The 23,795-nt window shown below is 32.7% G+C and carries 21 protein-coding genes; 1 reads left to right on the plus strand and 20 read right to left on the minus strand.

Annotated elements, in window-relative coordinates:
* Positions 1-105: 105 nt before the first annotated feature.
* From Q0871_RS04995 to Q0871_RS05090, 20 genes are all read right to left on the minus strand, one after another.
* Positions 106-546 (minus strand): hypothetical protein, encoded by a 441-nt coding sequence (locus tag Q0871_RS04995; protein ID WP_299318789.1) that lies wholly within the window; start codon positions 544-546, stop codon positions 106-108.
* Positions 503-976, minus strand: coding sequence for a hypothetical protein (locus Q0871_RS05000; RefSeq protein WP_299318790.1), 474 nt, complete (start codon positions 974-976; stop codon positions 503-505). The genes Q0871_RS04995 and Q0871_RS05000 overlap by 44 nt, the downstream gene beginning before the upstream one ends.
* Positions 977-1,135: 159 nt before the next feature.
* A complete protein-coding gene (locus Q0871_RS05005; protein ID WP_299318791.1) occupies positions 1,136-1,978 on the minus strand; it encodes a tetratricopeptide repeat protein in 843 nt (280 codons plus the stop codon).
* A gap of 483 nt (positions 1,979-2,461) precedes the next feature.
* On the minus strand, positions 2,462-4,072 hold the full coding sequence (locus Q0871_RS05010) for an oleate hydratase (protein WP_299318795.1): 1,611 nt from the start codon (positions 4,070-4,072) through the stop codon (positions 2,462-2,464).
* Between the two features lie 806 nt (positions 4,073-4,878).
* Positions 4,879-6,693 (minus strand): hypothetical protein, encoded by a 1,815-nt coding sequence (locus tag Q0871_RS05015; protein ID WP_299318799.1) that lies wholly within the window; start codon positions 6,691-6,693, stop codon positions 4,879-4,881.
* A gap of 425 nt (positions 6,694-7,118) precedes the next feature.
* Positions 7,119-7,739, minus strand: coding sequence for a hypothetical protein (locus Q0871_RS05020; protein WP_299318803.1), 621 nt, complete (start codon positions 7,737-7,739; stop codon positions 7,119-7,121).
* Between the two features lie 328 nt (positions 7,740-8,067).
* Positions 8,068-8,901, minus strand: a complete 834-nt coding sequence (locus Q0871_RS05025; protein WP_299318806.1) for an EcsC family protein — start codon at positions 8,899-8,901, stop codon at positions 8,068-8,070.
* Between the two features lie 11 nt (positions 8,902-8,912).
* A complete protein-coding gene (locus Q0871_RS05030) occupies positions 8,913-9,092 on the minus strand; it encodes a hypothetical protein (protein WP_299318810.1) in 180 nt (59 codons plus the stop codon).
* A gap of 154 nt (positions 9,093-9,246) precedes the next feature.
* Positions 9,247-9,990, minus strand: a complete 744-nt coding sequence (locus tag Q0871_RS05035) for a LamG domain-containing protein (protein WP_299318813.1) — start codon at positions 9,988-9,990, stop codon at positions 9,247-9,249.
* Between the two features lie 138 nt (positions 9,991-10,128).
* The gene (locus tag Q0871_RS05040) at positions 10,129-10,701 is read right to left on the minus strand and encodes a hypothetical protein (protein ID WP_299318817.1); all 573 of its coding nucleotides are present in this window, start codon (positions 10,699-10,701) and stop codon (positions 10,129-10,131) included.
* A 165-nt stretch (positions 10,702-10,866) separates the two neighbouring features.
* A complete protein-coding gene (locus tag Q0871_RS05045) occupies positions 10,867-11,442 on the minus strand; it encodes a DoxX family membrane protein (RefSeq protein ID WP_299318820.1) in 576 nt (191 codons plus the stop codon).
* Between the two features lie 464 nt (positions 11,443-11,906).
* Positions 11,907-12,782: a hypothetical protein gene (locus tag Q0871_RS05050; RefSeq protein WP_299318823.1), complete on the minus strand. Its 876-nt coding sequence runs from the start codon at positions 12,780-12,782 to the stop codon at positions 11,907-11,909.
* Positions 12,783-13,280: 498 nt separating this feature from the next.
* Positions 13,281-13,865 (minus strand): hypothetical protein, encoded by a 585-nt coding sequence (locus Q0871_RS05055; RefSeq protein ID WP_299318825.1) that lies wholly within the window; start codon positions 13,863-13,865, stop codon positions 13,281-13,283.
* Between the two features lie 155 nt (positions 13,866-14,020).
* On the minus strand, positions 14,021-14,866 hold the full coding sequence (locus Q0871_RS05060) for a LamG-like jellyroll fold domain-containing protein (protein WP_299318827.1): 846 nt from the start codon (positions 14,864-14,866) through the stop codon (positions 14,021-14,023).
* 418 nt (positions 14,867-15,284) lie between these two features.
* The gene (locus Q0871_RS05065) at positions 15,285-17,837 is read right to left on the minus strand and encodes a hypothetical protein (protein WP_299318831.1); all 2,553 of its coding nucleotides are present in this window, start codon (positions 17,835-17,837) and stop codon (positions 15,285-15,287) included.
* A 386-nt stretch (positions 17,838-18,223) separates the two neighbouring features.
* Positions 18,224-18,700 carry a methylated-DNA--[protein]-cysteine S-methyltransferase gene (locus Q0871_RS05070; protein WP_299318834.1) on the minus strand — a complete coding sequence of 159 codons (477 nt, stop codon included), beginning with the start codon at positions 18,698-18,700 and terminating at the stop codon, positions 18,224-18,226.
* A gap of 15 nt (positions 18,701-18,715) precedes the next feature.
* Positions 18,716-19,840 (minus strand): CNNM domain-containing protein, encoded by a 1,125-nt coding sequence (locus tag Q0871_RS05075; protein ID WP_299318838.1) that lies wholly within the window; start codon positions 19,838-19,840, stop codon positions 18,716-18,718.
* A gap of 37 nt (positions 19,841-19,877) precedes the next feature.
* Positions 19,878-21,221 carry a serine hydrolase gene (locus Q0871_RS05080; protein WP_299318842.1) on the minus strand — a complete coding sequence of 448 codons (1,344 nt, stop codon included), beginning with the start codon at positions 21,219-21,221 and terminating at the stop codon, positions 19,878-19,880.
* Positions 21,222-21,243: 22 nt separating this feature from the next.
* On the minus strand, positions 21,244-22,233 hold the full coding sequence (gene hemB, locus Q0871_RS05085) for a porphobilinogen synthase (protein ID WP_299318847.1): 990 nt from the start codon (positions 22,231-22,233) through the stop codon (positions 21,244-21,246).
* A gap of 18 nt (positions 22,234-22,251) precedes the next feature.
* A complete protein-coding gene (locus tag Q0871_RS05090) occupies positions 22,252-22,401 on the minus strand; it encodes a hypothetical protein (RefSeq protein ID WP_299318851.1) in 150 nt (49 codons plus the stop codon).
* A 517-nt stretch (positions 22,402-22,918) separates the two neighbouring features.
* Here Q0871_RS05090 and Q0871_RS05095 point away from each other — a divergent pair.
* A complete protein-coding gene (locus tag Q0871_RS05095; RefSeq protein ID WP_299318856.1) occupies positions 22,919-23,794 on the plus strand; it encodes an ABC transporter ATP-binding protein in 876 nt (291 codons plus the stop codon).
* The last annotated feature ends 1 nt before the right edge of the window (position 23,795 follow it).

Genomic DNA, 23,795 nt, shown 5'->3' on the forward strand with positions numbered 1-23,795 from the left:
TGTTTTAATTTTTTTCTAACGCGAAAATGTCAAAGGTTTAGAGACATATTAAATATATACAGACCTTTGGTTTTGCCCTAAAGTTTGTTTTATGTTTAGGTATTGTTATAGCCAGTTCTTTATCCATGGCTTTTTAGTCCATTTGCTCAAACTGACACTTGTTTTAACTTTTCCATTTATTTTTTTTTTGTCCGCAACCATTGAAAAAAGGACAGACCACGGATAAGTACTTGTTCCAATTTTTTCAGAGTTATATTCTTCGAAAATTTTCAATTGTCCAATAACCTCAATTTCAGGATTATCTCTTTTGAACGATAAGGCTGAAAATCCGCCAATATGATGTCTGTCCACTAAATTTTCGTGTATTTGATTGTTTTGTACGCTGACTTCTTGCGAGCGAGTACTATAAACTCTGCCATTCTTAAAATCCTCTAATGTGGGTTTGGTCGCCTTGTCAATTGTCGTAATTGCAATTTCGTTTGCCCCGACTTCGGTCGATTTTTCATCTGTCAACACAAATGCTCCGCCATAATTTCCGTTGTTCATTTTGTACACTAAACAATCTCCTTTGTAAAAGATAGAATTGTAGAGTTTCTTCTTCAACCGTTTTTCGAGGTTTTACTTTTTCAGTTTTGATTTTTTCAAGAAACTTGGTTAATACTTGTTCTCTTTTTTTTATGTCCGATTGTGTGCTGTCTAGTTCTTGCCATATTTCAATGTCCATTCCAGAATTGACAATCTTTTCAACCTTGGAAAAAATTTCTTTGTCCAATTCCTTACACTCCCATTGTCCGTTGGCAATAGCGAACCAAAAATTTGATGAGTCTTCTCTTGTACTTATTGTTTCTTTATTATCAGCAATCAATTTTTTGGTAATTTCTGGTATAGAAACTCCATCATTGTACAGGTCGATAAATTCTCTATAAATGTCCGAATAAGTATCATTAGAACTTATTCCTGTTCCCCAAGTTCCCATTTGCAATTTTTTTTAGAATTGGCAATATCGGTCTAGTGTATGATTTCGTTGCGAGTTTAAGCAAAAAGTTAGCAAATGAATTACAGATAGAAACACCTCGTGGTCTTTCGTAAGTAAGCCTTAATTAGCAATAAATTATTTAAACTATTGGCACCAGTTTTAATTACATAACTTTTCAAGTTTCTCAAAGTCTTCATCAGCTTCGAAATGCTTATTCTTTTCAAGGTCTAACTTAAGTGCTTTCTTAAAATCTTTACAAGCATCTTTTTCTTCATCAAGTTCCAAATAAATACCAGCTCGATTGAAAAGTCCTATATCATAGCTTTTTTTCAACTTCAAAGCTAAATTGATTTTTGATAATGCTTCTTTTGGTTTCTCAATTTCTCTATAAAGACTTGCCCAATTGTTATAAAGAATGTGAAGGTTTGGCTGGTTTGGAAATTCAGTCACTATCTTTTTATAATCCGCTAATGCTTCATTATACAATTCTAAATTAGTTTTTATATTTATCAGATTCGCTAATGATTTGAAATCTTTTGGTGTTATTTCTAATTGTAATTCTAAATCTGTTTTGGCATTTTCATATTTCTCTAACCTTATATTTGCATAAGCTCTATCAAAGTAAATATCAGAGAAAGAAGGTTTTTTTTCAATTACTTTTGAATAGTCAGATATAGCCATTTCAAACTTTCCATTATCCATATAGGTCTTAGCTCTCGAATAACGGACACTTAAATTATCAGGATTTAAATCTAATGATTTAGAATAATCAAGAATTGCGAGGTCATATTCTTTTCTCATACGATAAACATTTCCTCTGTTTGAATATGGTCCTGGGGAATCTGGATAAAGTTTTATTGCTTTTTCAAAAATTGAGAATGCGTTGTCTATTTTTCCTTTTTTCGCAAGTACAATTCCTTTTGAGTTAAGTTCTTCCGCTGTTTGAGAAATTAGATTTTGAGTTGTAATCAATAGAATTGATATTACTAAAAATTTCTTCATTCTGTTTTTTCTAATTGGTCCTAACCTTCATATAAACTGACCACGGTACGTTTATTTCCTGTTTTGGTGGTTAAAGACTATTTAGCGAATATACTATTTAAGAATAAACCTACAATTTACATGTTTAATTCTATTTCGAAAATCTATAATTGCTATAAATTTTAAAAGATTAACTAGTCATTATTTGAACTCAAAAGAGAATTGCCTTAAAAATAAAGAACCTACCAAGTAGTGTGTTTTCACTAGTAAAATGAGTGTTTTAGGTCGCTGTTTTGATGCTCATTAATTAGAAGCTCTTTTTTTGATAGCTGAAGTATGTTTATAGTAGCTATTTTGCCTCAGTGTTTTGTTAGAACAGATGGTATGAAAGATTGTAAATCGTTATTTATAACATCATTAAGATGCAATAATGCTTTCTAATTATAAATCTTCAAACCAACGGTAAAAACACCGTTGATTTGAAGATAGAAAAAGTTTAAGTGGTTAACCTAAAATTGCTTTTGCATTTTTTAAGTTGTCCCATATATGATGTTGACCAAAGTACATTTTAGGAGGCTCAATAGACGGGTCTATTAATTGGTTAATAGCTAATATAGCCCCACGAACACTATATTCAGTCGTAAAAACTATACCGTCTGGTATTTCTACAAATTGCCCTAACAACGCAAAATTTTGCGAGCCTTTAGGTACAACATGTGGTCTATCACCTTCGGTTCTAGGTAAAAACTGAGAGATGCCGTAGGGTAGTCTACAAGGTACACAGTAAGATGTTTCTAGAAGTTCGGTTTTTTCGTTCTCGTCTAGATCGCCCCATAAATGTCCTAAAAGCTCTTCTAAAATTTCTTTTCCAGTACATTCGTACATTGGTTTTTTTACAAATTGACCAATATTATCCCCACCTAATGCAGAAACCCAAATTACACAAGTATCTGCCGCTTGACCGGGGAAAAAAGGTTGACGATAGGTATGTACGTGCAATATCCATGGAGATTGTGTTAGAGGTAAGGGACTTTGTACTCCCATTGGTCGTTCAACTAACCATTGAAATTTTCTTTCAAAAAGGTTTCCTCTAAAAGTTACCGTAAAGTGCATCATTCTAGAAAGTGAAACGTCACGTAAATAACGGTCTGGTCTGCCTAGGTCTGCTTGTTTAGATACTATGTTTTGCCATAATTCGTAAGCTTCGCCTGGTTTTTTAACCGGTGTTGTAGATACAGGCTCATCATGAGAACCATAAGAGTAGTTTGATACAATTGAGCCAATTGTCAAGAATGCTTTGTCTTCTGGTCTAACCTCTATTGCATCTAAGGTCTTACCTTCTGCATTTCTTAAATGTAGGCGTTCTACCCAACGTTTACCATCACTTTCTTTGAAGTCTACATCAGTAATGCTAGTATTATAATGTATTTTAACTCCTTTCTTTGTGATGAGTTTAATGGCAGGTAATACGAAAGAGTGGTAGTTTGTGTAACGTGTACGTTCTAAAGAGGTCATTTTCTCCATATCAGACATACGGTGGTAGAATAGTTTCAAGTAACGTTTCATCTCTATCGCAGAGTGCCATGGCTGAAAAGCAAATAGCGCACGCCACATGTACCAGTAATTACTTTTGAAAAAATCTTCACTGAAATAGTCGGTGATTTTAGCGTCTGCCGGAATCTTTGATTCTGGTATCTCTATTAATCTAGCCATTTCAAGTGCTTCTCTTGTACCTAATCCAAGGTCGTGTCCAGAATCTTTCTCGCCGTTTGCATGTAGTAGTCTAACCACAGTGTTCATATTGCATTCTGCAGCATTACGTTCATAGTCGTCCAAACAAGACCCAAGTTCGTCATAAGGTATTAATGACCACAGTTCTTTTGTGCAACAATATACCTTGTCTTCGTACATACGACTTCCACGCATAAGGTAAACAGGCTTGCCGTCGATCATTTTAACAGATGCATCCATTGATCCTCCAACTAAATCAGTTTCTGGGTTTTTTTCAAAAATGTGAATATTTTCTGGGTTAAAACCGGCTTTCTGAATTAAGTAGACAGCAACTGATAAAGAACTTAATCCTAAGCCATTTAAATAAATATTAGAATCCTTCATAATTTAAAATTTTGTTGATTAAAGTGTTACTATGTTTAAGAGTAAGTGGTAGTTTAAATTTCGATTGTTTTGCAACTAATCTTGTATGAACAAACCCGACCTTAAAGAAATTTGTATGGTTTTCTGAAAAACACAGAATCAAACAATTAATTAGATCCCTAGTCGTATTACCGTACTTTATTTTATACAAAATTAGTTTTAGTTCAAAGGATAAAGAATGACTTAAGTCAGTGTAGTGTAATAAGTATATGTATGTAGAAATTTGCCTGTTTGTTTTAGCAGAACACCAGCCCTATGTTTTTTACAGCTTAGTTTGATTTCTATTGAAATAGGTGATTTTAATTATTAATTAGAAAGAACAAAAGAGAGCATTTTTTGCTATTCGGTAAGTATATTTTGTTTGTAAAAGAGACGTGTAAACGCTGTATTATAAGCCAATAATAGAATTCAGAACCTAATTACCTTAAAAATAAAAAACCGACCAAGTAGTCGGTTTTTTACTTATAGAATGTGTTTATAATTGTTGATTGTAACGACAGTAATCGCAATTGTATCGATTAAAGGCAAAGATTACGAAGGTAAATAGGCGTTTGGAGCACTAAACAAACCAAGTAGTTTGTTTTTTGGTTACACAAACGCGCTGTTTTAGAGTTGTTATTGGTGTTTTTTATTAGAATTAGCTAAATAAAAAGTTTAATACTCCCATATAATAAATAAGGGTAAGTAAATATGGTTCGGTTATAATATACCTATACCCAAATAGGGTATAGGTGTGTCATTTTATTTGTTGTACAGCAAATTCTCAATTAAAGTTGAATTATTTCGACCCCTGTATTTATAGAATTTTCAGAAGATTTACTTAAGGAAATTATTCTCTCACCATCTCGTATTATAAAAATTGGAAATCCTTTTGTCAAAATTTCATCGTCTCTGGTTAAAGAGGGGTAATGTCCTATTTGAATTGACTTTCTATTACTTGTTGCGGCATAAATGATTGTACCATCATCACTAAATGCAAAATCTGAAAATTGCAAGGATCCGTGTTGAAGCTGCCCCTTGTATTCCATAGAAGTATTTGCTAAATATACCGCGCCATCTTTTGATGTTATTGAATAAGTTCCATCATCGGAAACTCTAAAAATTCTTGGATTTAAGGGAAAATCACTATGATATTGGTCATCTTGATGTATTTCTATTTCACCAGTACTTCCAATTTTGAAATATTCCATGTCTACAGGACTAACACTTGTCGTAATTGAAATTATCTCATTCTTACCAGGAATCATTCTTAACCTATCTCTTTCATGATCTCCATTACCGTCAATATGTATTCCACTATCTCTTGAGTAGGTACGTACAGGTTGCTCCCACCAAGGCGAAGGTTCTACAGAGGCTATTACATGCCCTAGACCGTTTACTACAACGCTTGCAGTTTTTAATCCTGTGTTTATAGATGTGGTTTCACTTAAATCATCTGCACTGTAAACATAAATCCATCCGTCATCACTAGGTGCATAAATCTCAACACCAAAGCCATTGTCTCCAATATCACAATAACCTATAGTTCCTTGAAGATTTGTTTCACTGACTACTTCTAAATTTAGGTAATCAAATTTTATCAATTTCTGACCGGCTTGGTCTATTAGGTAGATGTAATCTTCTGTTGGATGCTTTAGCATATCATATGCCTCAAAATTGAATATGTGTCCGCTTGGTGTATCAACTGTTTCTTGATTGCTCTTTCTAGAATTATTCACATTATTTGTTACTTTAATAAAGTAACATACTTGAAATTCTAATGGAGGAAATTCGTCGGTAAAGTTTAAAGTTCCCTTTTCAGAAACGGTTCCTACTAAAATTTGATTTTGTTCAGAACAATTTCCGTCCGTTCTATAGATTTCATATTTTAAAAAGTCTGAATTTGAGTATTCTGTCCATTCTAAAAGAACTTTCCCTTCATTTTTAATGGGCTCTAATAATGTTATTGCACTTGGAGACAGGGTACTTATTTCAATTGATGCGCTTGAACTATAGCCATCAGAATCTTCTGCTGTTATTGTAATTTGATGTGTACCTCTAGATAGTGTGTTTGTTGTAAATATGACATTTCCATTCATATCTGGAGAATTGGTGTTCAATTCTCCATCTAAACTACTTTCCCAAACAATTTTTAAGTCTTGGTAAGAGGTTTCATCATCAAAAACATCTGCACTGAATGTAATTTCTTCTCCTTCTGAAAATTCGGCATATGTTTCAGGCAAGATTATTTGTATTGATGGAGCAAGTCCTTCATTTATTCCTGGTATTATATTAATAGTGGTTTCTGATAATTCACTTGTCTGTATGTTGACTACAGATTTACCGGTCCCTATATTCTCTAAACTTGCAAATATCTCATAACTACCCTTTTCTAAATCAGTTAGTAGCACACTGCCAAAATCATCTGTAGTTCCCTTCTTTGATGGAGGGTTGGTATATACCTCTGCATTACCAACAGGTTGGTTACCGTTTAAAACTACAATGACATTTAAATCTCCCGTCGTAGTTGCTTCATTTTCGTCTTTACTACAACCTATAATTCCAATTACGAATATTAGAAATAGAATGCTTATTTTTTTCATGTATTAGCTTTTGATCGGGTTTTATTTGGTAGAACGTATTTATTATAGAATAGTTGTATCGTTTATTGGTTAACTTAATAAGTACTTTCCAAATTAAAGATTTGTGTTTTTTCTAAGATGTAGACGAGAATAATTAACTGCGTTGAACTATTGTAATTAGTAGTCTTATTCAATAGAAATGGTTAAAACACAAACCGACCAGTTAGTCTGTTTTTTACTGCTGAAATCTGTAGTAAATCATTGAAAATAGCGACAGCAATCGCAATTGTATCGACAAAAAGCAAAGTATATGAAGGTAAATAGGCGTTTGGAGCACTAAACAAACCAAGTAGTTTGTTTTTTGGTTGGATAAACGAGTTGTTTTAGAACAAACTTTGCTGTTTAAACGAACTCTTATGGTTCAACAACCACTGTTTTCAGTAGATTTAGTTTGCCATATCAAGGTTATTAGCATAGTTTTCTTTCCAATCTTCAATGTTTGAATAACTTTCTAACGGCCACATCTCAGAATAATTTAGTTCTAGTTGTTGAACATATTCTATAGTATTGTTTGAGCAGTTAAGCATAGATAATTTACCTATTAATTTATTGGCATTTAGTTTTCCCGAAAATGAAAAAATATGTACATCAGATTGTTGCCAATCCTTAAAACCTTTACTTTCTTTAGTCCATGCCTCAATGTATAGGCTATCATTAGTAGCCAAAGAGCCGCTTGTTATGACGCCACTTCTATCAGGTTCAAGGCTGCTTTCATAGACGTTGAAAAAACCTAGTATTTGCTCTTCTAATTTCCATAGCTTTAATGAGTAACCATAAGTATGGTCATTTGTATTCACAATATTTTCATACAAACCAATTAGCTCTACTGGTGCATTAGTATTACCCATTGTGTCAAAAGTAGTTTTACAAGCGCTATTTTCTAGTTTTCTTGTAATTGGGTTTTCTTGAATTAGGGTTTCATTTACTTCTTTTTTATCAATATTTTCTCTGCATGAATTTAATATCAATAAAAGCATTAAAGCTTGGAGTAGTAATAAATGTTTCATGGTTTTAAAAGGTAGTTAATTACTAGATATATCACAGAAAATATTGAGCGGTTGAGCTCGTATGTTTGGTTCTTAGTTTGAATGTACTATAATTATATAAACAAAGGAGAGACATATAGAGGTTGGGCTAGATACAAACTTATTGTTTAGTTTTATTTTTTCTGGTCCAAAGCTAAATCCATAAGATTTAGCGACTTTATAAATATACATAGACCTTTCGTTTTTGCCCCAAAGTCCGCATTATGTTTAGGCATTCTAAGTTAGTAATCTGTTATCTTTTATAGTTTAACAAAAGAACAAAAGAACAAAAGAGCAGAGTAAGGTTATATTAGATTTTTGAATATGCCTTCCTCACAGCATTTTCACCATATTTACGCTCCAACCTTCTTAGTGTAAAGTGTGAAGTAGCCATTTTCTGAAAATGATTGATAAAAATAAAGTTCATAGAACCGCCACCTAGTGCTCCGGCAATTGGAACAGCTTGTGCCATAAACTTCTCGCTAATTAATACACTAAATCTCGCTGCTATTTGGGTGATGAATTTATTCATAGCACTAGAACCAAAAACAACTGAACTATTTGCAGCAGTCTTAATAGCCGCTTGTAAGCTAGCGGAAGTAAGATTCTTTAAAGTTGATGACAAAGCAGCGCGTGCTACATAATAGCTTGTATCCATACCATCATCATCTTTTGACTTGCCTCCTAACGCAAATACTTCCATACATTGCATTTGCCCTTCAAGGGAATAAATATCCTCACCCTGGCTTCTAGCTATATCCATAATACTGCGTAAAATGTACTTTGTGGTAATGGTCATTTCAGAAGCGAATATGGCTGTTCCTATGCCAGTAGTAGAACCAAAAAAACCACCAACTGTTCCTGAGCCAATAACTATAGCTTTATACGTAATACTAGAAGGTTCTTTTAACTGTTTGTTTTTAGAAATGGTAAGGAGATTAGCCTTTAATAATCCCAACAATATTTTTTCTGTAGATTTTTGAAGGATATTTAACGCTTTTTCAGGAATAAATCTAGCCCCTGTTTCTAAAGAGTTTCCTATAATATTAACTCCTTTTATACCCCAACCTATATGCTCCATTGAAGCTTTACACTTTTTAATGGTTTCAAGGTCTTCTCTAGAAAGGGCATTTTTGACGAGCATATTATTTATCGTTAATTTGAACTTAGGGGTGTTGACATGTTAAAAGCTCTTACCTCTCCTTCAGGTACGCAAACAGGTCCATTTTGACCTGGTAATTCTATATACCCTTCTTCACAAGGTAGCGAGTCAGTTTCGCAACCTAAGAACGCCACTCCAAAAATAGCTATCAATAAAATTCTTTTTAATATCATTCTTTATTTGCAGTTTGATAACGCTTAAGCTAAAGCTTATTGTTTAGGTTTATTTTTTCTTGTCCAAAGCTAAATCCATAAGAATTAGCGGCATTATAAATATACACAAGCCTTTTTGTTTCGCATTAAAGTCTCATTTCGTTTAGGTTTTTAGTCATTCTTGGAAGAGCTGCTGCACTTCTTCTTTTTCTAATAATCGATTGTATATATAAATGTCATCAATGGCTCCATTAAATCCACTTAAATTGGAACTTGTTAAACTTTGCTTTCCTATTTTAAAAGGTGCGCCAGTTCCAAGTGCGGCTGATTCAGAACCTAATTGTAGTGTTGTATCTACAATTCCATTAATATATATTGAGGTCATTCTATTCTCGTAAGATACTATTATATGAGTCCATTCATCTATGGGTATATTGTTTGAAGACTCCAAGATATTGTTAAATACGTTCCATCGTATTTTGCCGTTTGAAGGGTTTAGTCCAAGATAAAATCGACCATCTGCCGACGGTTGCGGTCCCGTAAAATACTGATTTAAAATGGTGTCCCAATCTAATTGGTTTCCATTGGGTTTTATCCAAACAGATATTGAAATAGAAGAATCATAGTCGAGTTCTAAGTTTTCAACATTACCAAAGTCGATATGTCCTTCATCTTCACTAAATATCATTGCTTTATTTTCAATCCCGTTTCTATTTTCCGTCGGATTCAATATTCCGAAAATTTCTCCATCAGTTAAATTTCCAGTTGAATCAGATGTATTATTGTCAAGTAATATTTTTGCAATTAATTCATTTGATAAAGTAGATGTAATCATTGGCTCATTTTCATCGTTGTCAGTACATCCTGCCAATAAAGATATCATTGAAATTGCGAAGATTTTTATTGTTTTTTTTCTCATAATTGGGTTTAATTAAGCAAAACGCTTCGGCTAAAGCTTTTGGTTTCGCTTCTTCTTTTTTTGTTTAAAGCTAAATCTATAAGATTTAGCGACCTCATAAATATATACAGACCTTTCGGTTTTGCCTTAAAGTCGGACTTACGTTTGGGTTGTGTTGCCAATTGTTATTTTTTTTAGTCCAGTCTGGGTAAGTATAAAATCTTCAAACCATTTTAAGTCATCCTGAACGTATTTTTCACTTTCATCATGAAAACGAAGGATATGGTGAAGACCATTATTATTATCTATAATGAACAAATTCCCTTCATACGTTTCGTTATCCAAAAGTTTATTGGTAACCCTTATTTCCATTATCGTACCCTCATCAAGTTTATAGTCCTCTAAAGGAGTTCTCACAATAATTTTATTTTCTTTAAATATTTTAGGAAATGTATTGGCAAGTTTTTTTCTTTTATATTTCCGTAAATTAGAAACTCCAATTCCGATTAAAAAAAGAGCAGCCCCAGACATCTGAAAAATACCAATTCTGAGGTTTTTAATATTGATTATAAAGAAAATAATAATTCCAATCCCAATTAAAACCGGAACGACTCCAAGTCCAAAATAATCTACTATATCTCTTTTGGCCTTTCCAATAATTATTTCACCATTTTCTTTCGAAAAAGAGATTTTGTGTCGGTTAAGTTTTGATTCTAAGATTGAGAGATTCATAATTGTTGGCAACGGTATTGTATATGAATTGTAGCGTGCAAACTATCTTTTAATTATCGGTTGAGCACAAGCTAGATTTTTAAATTTAACGAATTTCCAAATGTGCCTTAACTTCGTTTAAGCAACTCATTAGCTATGAGTTATATACGTTGTCGCTATTAGTTTTTATTCCGCAATCCAATTCAATAACATTTTAAACGGCATTGTAAGAATAGCAAAAACAAAATCCATTAAAAAACCAACGATTGGAAGGATTAAAAATATCCACCATTTGTATCTAAATTTTGTCGTAATTCCGCTCGTTAAATTTTTCCAAGCAATAATAACTTTGTCTCTGTAATAATATAAAATTAATAAATCAGCTAAAATCATTCCACCAATTCTAATGGGTAGTGCAAAACCTTGAACACCTGTTGTAAAAGCTATGTCTATAATTAATATCTGAGCCAAGATTGATAAAACTAATAAAGCCCCAATCAATACTGTTCTGTTAAATATCAGTAGTATTCCGCCTATAATTTCCAAAATTCCAGTTGCAACATTGAAAAAAGTACTTCTTCCAAATAGATGCCAAGCAACATAAAAACTATCAATATCCTTAATAGGATGTTCCAATATTGATGGGTCGTAAACTCCAAACTGGCTTAGAGTTAATTTACTCCAACCATATTTAATCATATAGAAAACCAAATACCAGCGTAACGCTAATATTCCAAATTCAATTATCTTCTCTTTTGTCAATTGGATGATGATTTTTTCTAATTAATGGCAATGTTCTGTGTATGGTGCGTATCCCGAAGGGTATGCATAATACACCTTGTTGTACTTAGTTTTTATTATTTACAGAATAGATTATAATATAAATGATGTATTTCAACGTATTTATAGTCATCAATAGGTAAAGTATGTTTGGAAATAAAATGAGAATCGTTTATTTTTTTGAACCCTGATTGGTAACTGTGATGCGACTTGATAATCGATTCAGCATCTTCAATAACTTTAGTGAAATCTTTATTTTCCGAGAAAGTGATCATTATACCATAATTATGTCTCCATGATAAGTAACCCAATAATTGGTCAATTGTATCGTGATATAATTTTTCCCCTCCATAATATTTACACTCAGAAACGAGAATGTTTCCTTTATCAATATTTAAGTATATGTCCGATTTGCCTTTGTTATTAAAAGTTTCACCTGTCGCTTTTCATTCAAAAACTGAATTTAAATTCGCTAGGAGTAAATCCCTAAGGTTTTCTTCACCAAGTTTTTCATAAGTCTTTGGGGTTTTTTCGAATTGCAAACATTGATTGTTCATCAGTTGAATAATATCAACTACTTTTTCATGGTCAAGCTGATAGTCTTCTTCAGGAGTTTTAGGTTTAATTTTCTTTATAAATGGTTTTGTATTAACCTTGATCTTTTTAACAGTTTCAGAATCCTTTCGTGCAAGTGGAATTTGAGTTAATTTCATGATGTTTGATAATCTAGACTTATCGCTATCCAATTTCTGTTTTCGTTGTTCAATAAACTGAGATAAATTTTGCTCCAGTTTTATATTTTCAGATTTTATTTCAGAATTCTTAGAACTTAAAATTCCTTGAATATCTCCTTTAATGCTCTTAATTTGTTGAGCGATTTGTTCATCACCAAGATTCTTACCATATCCTTTAATTTCAATATTAATTACCACATATGAACCTTTAATATTTATGTCAGGTTTTGGAGACATTGATATTGAATTAGTCCTTAAACTTAATACTTGCTGTACATTACTATTTGGGACGATAGGTAATTTAACAATAATGTTTTCTGACTCTACTTTTAAATCTCCTTCTTGTTGATATCCAAACTCTCTTTCATGCGCATAAATTGTTTTTATCGATTTATCATGACTCAATACCTCTTCCTTTGAATCATCAAATTCAATTGGTTGTAATGACTGACCCAAGTAATATTTTACTAAATCTTCAGTAGGATTAGCAATTATATAATCATCCTGTTCCTGCGCAATTTTAATCTTGAGACTGTCAAACAGTTCAGAGTAATATTGTTGGTATGTTTTATCTCTTAATCTATTCATGGTTTAATTAAGTACAAAAATTGTGTATGTGAATAAATTCACATTTTCCCCAATTTTAAGGAATATACATAATAGTTAATATTTCAGTATATTAAATATACCACTAAAGAATAAACCTACAATTAACATATTACATTCCATTACGGAAAACCATAATCACCATAAATTATTTAAGTCCGCTTAAGAAATGACTAAAAACAACGAACCGACTAAGTAGTCGGTTTTTTACTTGTAGAATGCATTTATAAATGTTGATAGTAACGACAGCAATCGCAATTGTATCGATAAAATGCAAAGCTTATAAAGTTAAATAGATGTTTTAGGTACTAAACAAACCAAGTGGTTTGTTTTTTAGTTGGGTAAAGCAGCTGTTTTAGAACAAATTTGCTGTTTAAACGAACTCTTATGGTTCAATAACCACTGTTTGCTGTGCAGTTTTATAATCCTTAATACAAATTATTAGATGACTTCATAGTTTTAAAAAGGAACAAACATGTACTAGTCTTCAGTGAGAGTTTTAAAACCTTCCATCACATAGATTAACTTACGTTTATCTTCGAATCCCGGATATTCTTCATCTGTGAACATTGATGGTAAAAAACTCTTATATTCTGTGTAATTTTCGCCTTGGTATAAACCGAAAGTATAGGTTTGTCCACCACTTATGGCGTTTTTCCATGAGTTAGCTTTTTCTCCTAAGGTCGCTAATTGACTTTGATCTATATTGAATTTTCCTTCGCTAACACAGAGATTCAAAAATGCCCAATACGCTGAATACTTTTTTTTCTTAACACGTATTCTCTTTATTTTGGTGGAAGCCATTGGTTGGGCGGACTCATTAATTCTATAGCGCCTTACCTTACCGTTTTTGAAGTAAACGATATAATTTGATTCTGGTTCTATATGTGGCAGTATAGAGTAGGCGAGGCGGACCACCAATGCTTCTGCATCTTTCAAGCCAAATAAATCAACATACCTGTTTACTTCTTCTGCATTCGTTTTAAAGTCGATTTTTGGTATTTCAGGTGCTTGCGAAAAGGCTAGAATGGGTATAATGTTTAGTAGGAGTAGGAGGTTTTTCATTTGGTTGGTATTCTATAATATTGAGCTAATTTTATTTGTTTTTCAGCTCAGTTCTTTGTTGTGCTTAGTGTTTTTAATCCAGTTCTAAACCCATAGAATGAGAGTAAAACAACTATATATAGTGAGAAAACAATTAATTGTTCTTATGTATAGCTTTACTCGAATAAAGATTTTATTCCATTTTTAAGCTTGTAAATAGATTTTACTTCATTAGCATCTAGAGTCTTATCAAAAGCGGTAAGCTCATCCATTAATCCAACATAACTTAAACCTAGCATGATTTTTGCGTTTTCCTCTTCCCATGTAAATGGATCGTTAACATCTTTTACAGCACCTTTGAGCTGACCATCTACATATAATTTGCATATAGATTTATTTGTGTTTACTTCGGAATAAGTAATGACAACATGTGTCCATTTTCCTGACTTAAAAGGTGGGTTTATGACTCTAACGAGTCGTTTTTCTAACTCAGCATCATTAATTTTATTTTCCTTTTTTCGTATATCTAAATCTCCCAAAACACCTAATCTAAATTGTCGTGGTTTATCATCTTTGGTGAAATCCACCCACAAAGCAGCGTCGTCGTATCTAACATCTGTAAGGTTTATTGGGTCGCAATAGCCTGGTTCTAGGTCCGTGTCAGGATCCAATTGCAGCCAAAACGAAAAGGAACCACTCCATGATTCAGAACTGTAACCCAAATTTTTATAACCGCTAAAATATATGGCAGTTGTGTTTTTCTTTTTAAAATGAAGAGCATCTCCCGTAAGGCCTTTGTTTTTGGCTAAAACAACATTAGGATTATGTAAGCCAGGTTTGGCATCATTTGTTTTTTTATAGTTCTCAGCTGTGTAAATTAGTGAATCTCCGACAGATATATCTGCTGTTGTTTTTCCATTAAAAGAACTGTAAAAAAGGATATGATCTTTTAATTGCTTGTTTTGTGAAAAAGTAATACTTGTAATAAAAAAAAGAAGTAATGAGAATTTAGAAAAAAACATATTTTTTGATTTTAATTATTATAAGTCTTTAATTAAAGATATCCTTACGGGTTATATAATAAAAAGGCTGGTCTTTGATTTAGTATTGTTGTCGTTTTTTGTTTTAATTATTTTAAATTTAATTGGTTTACTAATACCTCATCATTTATATATTTATATTCAATACTTATTGTTTTAGTTAATACATATTTCAGGACGGGTTAGCATTAAGCACAACGTTTAGTATAAGAAACGTAGGGCAGTTAATAAGCACTTTCGTTTCAGTTAATTACTTAGCTAAATATAAATATTTTGCTTTTATCTTTTCTATTATAAACGCCAAATTTTATTTTTAGCGGACTTAGTTAATATTCACAGACCTTTCGGTTTAGCACAAGCGCCCTATGTTTTTTATACATTGTTATGCCCTGGCTTTTTTTTAGTTCATAATGTTTTCAATAACAGAAACCATAGTTGTAAATTCTTCAAGTTCTATCGGGTTTTCATTATTCTCAGTTCCATTGTGCATTTCTCCTCCAGATGCTCTGCCGTGAATATTTTCGAGTTTGTCAATTGTTTCATTATCATTCTTTAGCTTTCTGAGTTCTGCCCAAGCTATTCGACTATTTTTATTACTATATTTTGTTGGTAGTTGATTATTAAATACGACTTCATCTATTACACATTCAACGGTTTTTCTTAATAAACTAGCTGTTTTCATTTCTTCTTCAAACGGAGAGTTTTGCAACAATCTTTTAATTTCCGATAAATGCTCTTTTGCCTTGTTAGATTTATAGTTTCTTAAAACCCCCTTTATATTTTGACCTTCACTATTGACTTGATATACTCTTATATGTTTCCCTTTAGATTTATTACAGTCTGAATCTATAGTTTTACATATATGGTTTTCTTTTGAAGTTTCAAATGCATCAAGGAATAAGCGATTATGATTAAATAAAATTACTTGATTTTCTAAATTCAATAATCTTTGAGCGAATTTTCCAGCTATTCTATGGTCAAGACTATTGACCGGGTCATCAAGTATTATTGGGTTTTTACTTTTTTGAATTTTTGCTTCCGCAATAAATAATGCTAATACAACTGCCTTTTGTTCTCCCTCACTTAATATAGTTTTAATATCGTTACTTTTCGAAAGCATTAATTTAGTACTTGAAGTTCCTTTACCGCCTTGAGCATTCTCTATTTTTACTTTTAAATTATTATAACCAAGAAAACTTAACTCTTCTTTAAAACTCTCTTTAAGAGTTTCTGTTAATAGTTGACTATGTGCTTGTTTGGATAGCTCTGTAATACTTCTAGTGTTAATTTTTGAGGCTTTTTTTCTTATTTTATTTTCTAAAATATCGGCTTCAAACCATTTTTTAACGTTCTCTTTCTGTTTACTTATAGATTCGTTTTCTTGAAGTTTTTTTAATGAGGTTTCTAATTTTTCAATCCTACTTACTTTTTTAGTGTTATCATCCGATAACGTATCAATTTCTTTTTTTATCGATACGGAAATAGAATTTAGTTTGCTAGTGATAATTTCAATAGTAGGTAAGTCGTTTTCGGGTTTGAAATTTCCAATCTTAATTTGTTCGATTAATTTCTCTCTCTCTATAGTGAATTGAGTATTTGTCTTTATAATTACACTGTAAAACGATTCATTATCTCCTTCAAGTTTGTTTTTTTCTAAAATATCTTGAATATTCTTTTTAATTATCAATGATGTAGAGAAAGCTTCAATATTCTTTTTTAGTTGATTTATTGATTTTATAGAATTATTTAATTTTTGTTCAGATTCATCTTTTAAATAATTGCCATAAGCTCTAATTAATCCCGTTGCATTATCGTCTCGTAAAGTTTGACGACAATAAATACATACTTTATCACTATCTTCTACTTTTGATGTATATTTTTCGCCAGATTTAATAAATTCTTTCCATTCAGAATTATCACTATTTGGGATTGTCGATAAAATTTCAAATTGTTTTTTAGCTAATTCGTTAGCTTCCTTGTGTTTTGTTATTGATTCTAATTCAATTTTAATATTACCACGAAATTCAGATAATTTTTTGTGAGTATTTTCTATATATGTTTTAATGCTCTCAATATCTGATTTATCACTCTGTTTAAGTTTGATTTTATCTTGAATATTTATTTGTTTTAAATCTTCAATTTCTTTTTTCACTTTGATTAGATTATCAGTACTTTCTGCTGTAAAATCAAATAAATTTTCAATCTGTGTTTTTATTGAATCAGAAATTTGATTATTTTCAAATGAAGTCTTTATTTCATTTTGAAAATATTTCAGCTCTAGTGTTGGTTTTTCTAATCTTTTCTTGTTAGCATTATCATTCAGTTGTCTTTTAAATTTATCAATTAAAACTACCAAGCTTGAAAAGAGATTTAACCCTAATGGTTGTATTAAAGTGCTGTCAGCTTTTCGAGTTTCTAATAAACCGTTGAGATATGAAGAGTCAAAAACTTTACATTTGTTTAAGATGTCAAGTGAGCGAGTATTTCCATTCCAGTTTATTGTTTGAATTGATTTGTTCTTTTCTTTAAAAGAGATATTTACATCAATTGTTATTGGGTTGTCTAAATATATGTTAGAAGAAACTTTCTTCTTTTGATTTCCACCTACAATTTCATTCAAAACCTTAAAGTAACTACTTTTTCCTGCTCCATTTAATCCATACAGTATAGTAACATCATTGTGGAACTTAATAGTTTGAGATTGCTTTAAAGCATTTACACCTTCATTATGTTCTAATGATATTATGCGAACTTCCTCACTAGAATTATTATCATTGATATTAGGCTCATTAATGGTTAAAGTTGAGCCATTTGTTAAATTACAATATACTTCTTGTTTTTTATCATCAGAAATATTCCCATTAGATTCAATGACTTCATAAATTAAGAACTTTAACCAATCAGGTTGTGATTCAGCAAATTCCTTTAAATATTCTTTCGCATTAATTTTCATAAATATGTTCTAGGTTTTTGCTTGGGCATAACAATTGTATATGTGTACAATTGCACATATTCTCCAATATAGAGGAATATATGTAATTGTTAATTTATCAGTATACTAATATACTACTAAAGAATAAACCTACAATTATCATCTTATATTCCATTACGGGAAACCATAATCACCATTAATTATTTAAGTCTGCTTAAGAAATGACTAAAAACAACGAACCGACCAAGTAGTCGGTTTTTTACTTATAGCATGTGTTTATAATTGTTGATAGCAACGACAGCAATCGCAATTGTATCGATAAAATGCAAAGATTACGAAGGTAAAATGATGTTTTAAGCATAGAACAAACCAAGTAGTTTGTTTTTTGGTGAAATAAGTGAGCTGTTTTAGAACAAACTTTGCTGCTTAAAGGGACTCTCATGGTTCAATAACCACTGTTTTCTATGCAATCCGCCAGCGTAACCGGTAAGTGAACCATCGGTACCAATAACTCTATGGCAAGGCACTACGATCCATAACGGATTTCGGGCATTTGCGGAGGCGGCAGCTCTGGTGGCATTGGGGTCTCCTAATAATTTTGCTAGCTCTAAATAAGACTTCGATTTTCCGTAAGGTATGTTCTGCAACTCTACCCAAACCTTCTTTTGAAACTCGGTTCCTTCAGGATTTAGTTTTAGATCAAACTGGGTTCTTGCCCCTTCAAAATATTCGTTCAGTTGATAAACGGCATCTTCTAAAGATTCAGGGATTACATCGGTAAGTGGCTCATCAGAATTTAAAACGGTAACAGCCGAGAGTCCGTCAGCATCGCCAATAATTTTGGCAACGCCTAGGGGTGTATGTATGTAAGCAACATCGGACATGGTATTACGTAATGTTTATTCGTCTGGTGACGTAGGCTTTTCAATCACTCCCGTTGCTTGAGCGCGTTTTTCCCAATTTTTACGAGCAAGACTCTGCAAATCGGCAACATTGTCGCTCTCATCCATTATTTCGAGCCCAAGAAGGGTTTCAATAACATCTTCCATAGTTACAATACCACTTACAGAACCGTATTCATCTACAACAAGTGCAATTGCTTCACGTTTTGCAATGAATATTTCAAATAAGGTGGGTATTGGTGTACTTCTACGGGTTACTAAAATTTCGCGTTTAATATCTTTCAGCGGAATGTCTCCGTTCTGGTTGATCATTTCTTCCAAAACATTATCCTTTAAAACAAAACCGGTAATATTATCCATATTATCGGTATACACAGGAATTCTAGAAAAACGTAATTTAGGGTTATCAGCAAAGAAATTAGCAATCGTTTTCTCGTCAGATGCTACTTTCATTACCGCTCTAGGCGTCATAATATCTTTCACCAATACTTCATCGAACTTCAATAAGTTTTTAATAATCGTAGATTCAGACTTCTCAAAAACACCTTCTTCATGTGCCATATCGGTCATCGCATGAAAATCTTCGCGACTTAATACACTACCATGGTGTTTGCCACCGCCTACCATTTTGGTAAACAAACGTAGCAACCATAACAGACCCGTATACTTTAAGCCCAAAACCATAATATTTAAAGCCTTGGTAGAGAAATTAGCCAATTGTTTCCAGTACGTAGCACCAATAGTTTTTGGTATAATCTCTGACGCTACCAAAATAAGAATGGTCATAATGGTAGAAACCACACCGACCATTAAATCTTCGGTAAAGGTGATGCCTAAAAATGATTTGGTTTCGCTACCGTATAATTCAGCATAGGCAACTTTCGCTTGCACACCCACCAAAATTGCACCAACGGTGTGGGCAATAGTATTTATAGTTAAAATGGCGATTAACGGTTGGTCAACATCTTTTTTAAGTATCTCTAGTTTTTTGGCATAGGCATGACCTTCGTTCATTTTTACATTAATGAATGTTGGCGTTATGCTCAATAATACTGCTTCTAATATAGAACACAGAAAAGAGAAGAAAATAGAAATGAATGCGTAAAAAAGTAGTAAGCCCATAGGGTTGTTTTATGAATCGAAGATATTAATAAAAATGCTAAGGTTGGTGCTGTTTTGCGTTATCAAATGCCTGATAAAATATTTGTTGGATGGATGATCGGATATTTAAGTTGTAAATATTGCGATTTTCTCTCGTAGGATACACTCTATTTGACAGAAATATATACACTAATTTGTTTTCAGGATCTGCCCAGACGAAAGTGCCGGTAAAGCCACTATGCCCAAAGCTAGATGCGCCAACTTCTGGTGCAGGGTAGGCATCGGCAATTTTGAAGGTATTATTTTCTAAGTAAGGTTTGTCAAAACCTAAACCTCTTCTATTATCGTTCTCTGGATATTGAACTTTTGAAAATTCTTTAATCGTCTTTTCAGAGATGTATTGCTTACCGGCATAAAGGCCGTTTTGAACAAACATCTGCATAATAATCGCCAAATCATCTGCAGTACCAAACAGACCTGCATTACCAGAAATACCACCCAGTAAAGAGGCGTTTTCATCATGTACCCAACCTTGGGTTAGCGTATGTCTGTACATAGTATCTACTTCTGTAGGGACTATTTTGTTTGTAAAATTTTTGGTGCTCGGCAGAAAACCGAAGGTTTTCATACCAAGTGGTTTGTAAAATTCCTGCTCCATATAATCTGCATATGGAACACCAGTAATTTGCGTAATGAGCTCAGGAAAAATTAGAAATGTGAGTCCGGAATATTTGTATTTTTTATCTGCAGAAACTTCAGAATGATTTATGATTCTGTACATTTTTCGGTTAAATCTATTTTTTACATAGATACCTTCATAGGCTTCTTTGCTAAATCTGTTATTCGGTTTACTACGGATGAATCTCTTTTTAAACCGACCGTTATTTTTTAAGGTTTTAATTAAGAATACAATGTAAGGTTCTAAACCGGCTTGATGTGCTAAAATCCCGCGAAGCGTAATGTTTGCTTTGTCTTTATGACTTCTCCAAGGTTTCCAATAGGTGCTAAAAGGAACATCTAAATTAAGCTTGCCTTCATCAACTAATTTCATAATTGCAGGTAGCGGACCTAAAATTTTGGTGACCGAAGCCAAATCATAAATGTCATTTAATGCTACCGGCTGAATACTATCATACGTGTGAAAGCCATAAGCCTCATGAAAAATAATATTACCTTCTTTCGCGATTAACACCTGAGCACCCGGGAATGCGTTATTTTTTATACCAGTTGTTACAATACTATCTACTTTACGATATACATAAGCGGAATCTAGCTCGTAAGAAGCCAAAGAAGATGCTTGCAAACTAGAACCCACCGGAAGCAAAAGAGTTTTGTTAGTTGTCTCTTGTGAAACAGCCAAACCACTAATTAAACCAAATAGTATAAAAGATATTTTATTCATGAATAGTAATTCTGTTGATTGACTATCCTAATAATTTTACGGCATCTTTAGCGAAATAGCTGGCAATGATATTTGCACCTGCGCGTTTTATTGCAGTCAGCTGTTCCATCATTACGGCATCATGATCTAACCACCCTTTTTCAGCGGCAGCTTTTACCATGGCATACTCCCCGGAAACTTGATAAACGGCAACTGGCACATCTACCTCATTTTTTATTTCACGTACAATATCTAGATAGCACAATCCTGGTTTTACCATAACGATATCCGCACCTTCATCAATATCCATTTGAGTCTCACGAATAGCTTCAAATCTATTCGCATAATCCATTTGGTAGCTCTTTTTATCCTTAGGTACATTTTTAATATCTACCGGAGCAGAATCTAATGCATCTCTAAACGGACCGTAAAAAGCACTGGCATATTTGGCACTATAGGCCATAATACCGGTGTTTAAATATCCCTCATCTTCCAAAGCCTCACGAATGCTAAGAATACGACCGTCCATCATGTCGCTAGGCGCAACAAAATCGGCACCTGCATTGGCATGAGAAACACTCATTTCGGTCAAGAGCTCTACACTTTCGTCATTAAGAATTTGTCCGTCAGCAACAATACCATCATGACCATAAGAAGAATAGGGGTCAAGGGCAACATCTGTCATGACTAACATTTCTGGACATGCATTTTTTACCGTTTTAATGGCCAGTTGCATTAATCCGTTTTCATTCAACGCTTCAGAACCTTTATTATCCTTTAAGTTATCTGGCACTTTTACAAAAAGAAGCACCGAGCGTAAACCCATTTTCCAAAGTTCTTTAACCTCTTTGGTTAAATTGTCTAGACTAAGGCGGTAGTAATTGGGCATAGAAGGTATTTCTTCTTTAATGCCTTTGCCCTCAACAACGAACAACGGTACTAAAAAATCACTTGGCGAAATAATGGTTTCACGAACCAAACTTCTAATGGCTTCATTGCTACGTAATCTTCTTGGGCGTATAAGTGGGTACATAATGCTATATTTTATTGCTTATTCAGATTCCTGACTTTTTCTAATGATTTCTTTCAAGCGTTCTTTTCTTAACGCGGCTTCTTTTTTCAATTTGTTCTTCTTTCGATCCATTAGCTTGGTATGCTTTGCTTTGTTCACCGTATTTTTAGCCTTGCCTTTTTTTGCCATACCTGAATATTTATATTCAAACGCTTTATCGCTTTTCCGCTGTAAAGTCTAGACTTTACGTAATCAAAACATATGTATCTTGAAGTTATACAAAAATAGGGGAATTTGAATAATAGCTATTGCCGATAGTACTTATTTTTATGGGGGTAGCCGCTAAATGTTTCTTGATACAAAAGTTCAAGGAAATTTTATTACACAAATATACCTAACGTTACTAGCAACAGTAGTTTTAGAAGGTTTTCTAGATTGTATAAAAGAAGAGCACTTATAGGTTATAGCGCCACTTGGTTTAGTTTTTTTATAAAGTTAAGATGATACTATTAAAATGCCCTTTTTCCAATTTAGATGACTTTATTTTTTAATTGATTTGAATTCGACCGAGAATAAGAATAATTACCGCTATTTTATAGGTGAAATTATAGGATGTAAATAAATTTCTTACCTCCTGATGTAACTTTTTCAAAATTTTAGACACGTATTAGACATCTGAATACTAACCTTGAAAACCGATTTAACTATGCTTTCGATTACAAATTTGAATAAAACGTATCCGAATGGAACGCAAGCCTTAAACAATGTTAATTTGGAAATTGGCACCGGAATGTTTGGTTTACTCGGTCCTAATGGGGCAGGCAAGTCCTCTTTAATGAGAACTATTGCCACCTTACAACAAGCTGATAGTGGTAATATTAAATTCAACGATATTGACGTTTTCGCACAACCAGATGAGCTTAGAAAGGTATTGGGTTATTTACCTCAAGATTTTGGAGTATACCCAAAGGTATCTGCAGAGATGATGCTAAATCATATTGCAAAAATAAAAGGTATTCAAAGTAAAACAGATCGTAAAGCATATGTTGCCGATTTATTGAACAAAGTAAATCTCTACAAGTTCCGTAAGCGTAACCTAGGCGATTACTCTGGTGGTATGAGACAACGGTTTGGTATAGCACAGGCATTAATTGGTAATCCTAAACTGATTATTGTAGATGAACCAACAGCTGGTCTTGATCCTTTAGAACGTAATCGTTTTCATAATTTATTAAGTGAACTAGGAGAAGATGCTGTGGTTATCTTGTCTACGCATATTGTTGATGATGTTATTAATTTATGTACCAACATGGCAGTGTTTAATGAAGGTAAGGTAGTTGTTCAAGGGCATCCTTTAGAATTATCCAATACCTTAAATGATAAAGTGTACCGTAAAAATATTTCTAAAGAGGAAACTGAATTGTACCAATCAGAATACAATGTTTTGTCTACTTATTTACGTAGTGGTAATCTGTATATAAATGTGTTCGCAGAAGATGTACCTGGTGAAGGATTTGAGCTAGTTGCCAATAATTTAGAGGACTTTTATTTCTATAGTATTAACCAACCACAAACTGTTTAAT

It is taken from the genome of uncultured Maribacter sp. (assembly GCF_947500985.1).
Lineage (GTDB): Bacteria > Bacteroidota > Bacteroidia > Flavobacteriales > Flavobacteriaceae > Maribacter.

What these genes read in the sequence shown, in the direction of transcription:
- Q0871_RS05090 (WP_299318851.1), bottom strand. Translation starts at nt 22,401, where the DNA reads ATGGCAAAAAAAGGCAAGGCTAAAAATACGGTGAACAAAGCAAAGCAT.
- Q0871_RS05035 (WP_299318813.1), bottom strand. Translation starts at nt 9,990, where the DNA reads ATGAGAAAAAAAACAATAAAAATCTTCGCAATTTCAATGATATCTTTA.
- Q0871_RS05070 (WP_299318834.1), bottom strand. Translation starts at nt 18,700, where the DNA reads ATGTCCGATGTTGCTTACATACATACACCCCTAGGCGTTGCCAAAATT.
- hemB (WP_299318847.1), bottom strand. Translation starts at nt 22,233, where the DNA reads ATGTACCCACTTATACGCCCAAGAAGATTACGTAGCAATGAAGCCATT.
- Q0871_RS05095 (WP_299318856.1), top strand. Translation starts at nt 22,919, where the DNA reads ATGCTTTCGATTACAAATTTGAATAAAACGTATCCGAATGGAACGCAA.
- Q0871_RS05050 (WP_299318823.1), bottom strand. Translation starts at nt 12,782, where the DNA reads ATGAATAGATTAAGAGATAAAACATACCAACAATATTACTCTGAACTG.
- Q0871_RS04995 (WP_299318789.1), bottom strand. Translation starts at nt 546, where the DNA reads ATGAACAACGGAAATTATGGCGGAGCATTTGTGTTGACAGATGAAAAA.
- Q0871_RS05080 (WP_299318842.1), bottom strand. Translation starts at nt 21,221, where the DNA reads ATGAATAAAATATCTTTTATACTATTTGGTTTAATTAGTGGTTTGGCT.
- Q0871_RS05025 (WP_299318806.1), bottom strand. Translation starts at nt 8,901, where the DNA reads ATGCTCGTCAAAAATGCCCTTTCTAGAGAAGACCTTGAAACCATTAAA.
- Q0871_RS05015 (WP_299318799.1), bottom strand. Translation starts at nt 6,693, where the DNA reads ATGAAAAAAATAAGCATTCTATTTCTAATATTCGTAATTGGAATTATA.
- Q0871_RS05005 (WP_299318791.1), bottom strand. Translation starts at nt 1,978, where the DNA reads ATGAAGAAATTTTTAGTAATATCAATTCTATTGATTACAACTCAAAAT.
- Q0871_RS05060 (WP_299318827.1), bottom strand. Translation starts at nt 14,866, where the DNA reads ATGTTTTTTTCTAAATTCTCATTACTTCTTTTTTTTATTACAAGTATT.
- Q0871_RS05055 (WP_299318825.1), bottom strand. Translation starts at nt 13,865, where the DNA reads ATGAAAAACCTCCTACTCCTACTAAACATTATACCCATTCTAGCCTTT.
- Q0871_RS05075 (WP_299318838.1), bottom strand. Translation starts at nt 19,840, where the DNA reads ATGGGCTTACTACTTTTTTACGCATTCATTTCTATTTTCTTCTCTTTT.
- Q0871_RS05030 (WP_299318810.1), bottom strand. Translation starts at nt 9,092, where the DNA reads ATGATATTAAAAAGAATTTTATTGATAGCTATTTTTGGAGTGGCGTTC.
- Q0871_RS05040 (WP_299318817.1), bottom strand. Translation starts at nt 10,701, where the DNA reads ATGAATCTCTCAATCTTAGAATCAAAACTTAACCGACACAAAATCTCT.
- Q0871_RS05020 (WP_299318803.1), bottom strand. Translation starts at nt 7,739, where the DNA reads ATGAAACATTTATTACTACTCCAAGCTTTAATGCTTTTATTGATATTA.
- Q0871_RS05000 (WP_299318790.1), bottom strand. Translation starts at nt 976, where the DNA reads ATGGGAACTTGGGGAACAGGAATAAGTTCTAATGATACTTATTCGGAC.
- Q0871_RS05010 (WP_299318795.1), bottom strand. Translation starts at nt 4,072, where the DNA reads ATGAAGGATTCTAATATTTATTTAAATGGCTTAGGATTAAGTTCTTTA.
- Q0871_RS05065 (WP_299318831.1), bottom strand. Translation starts at nt 17,837, where the DNA reads ATGAAAATTAATGCGAAAGAATATTTAAAGGAATTTGCTGAATCACAA.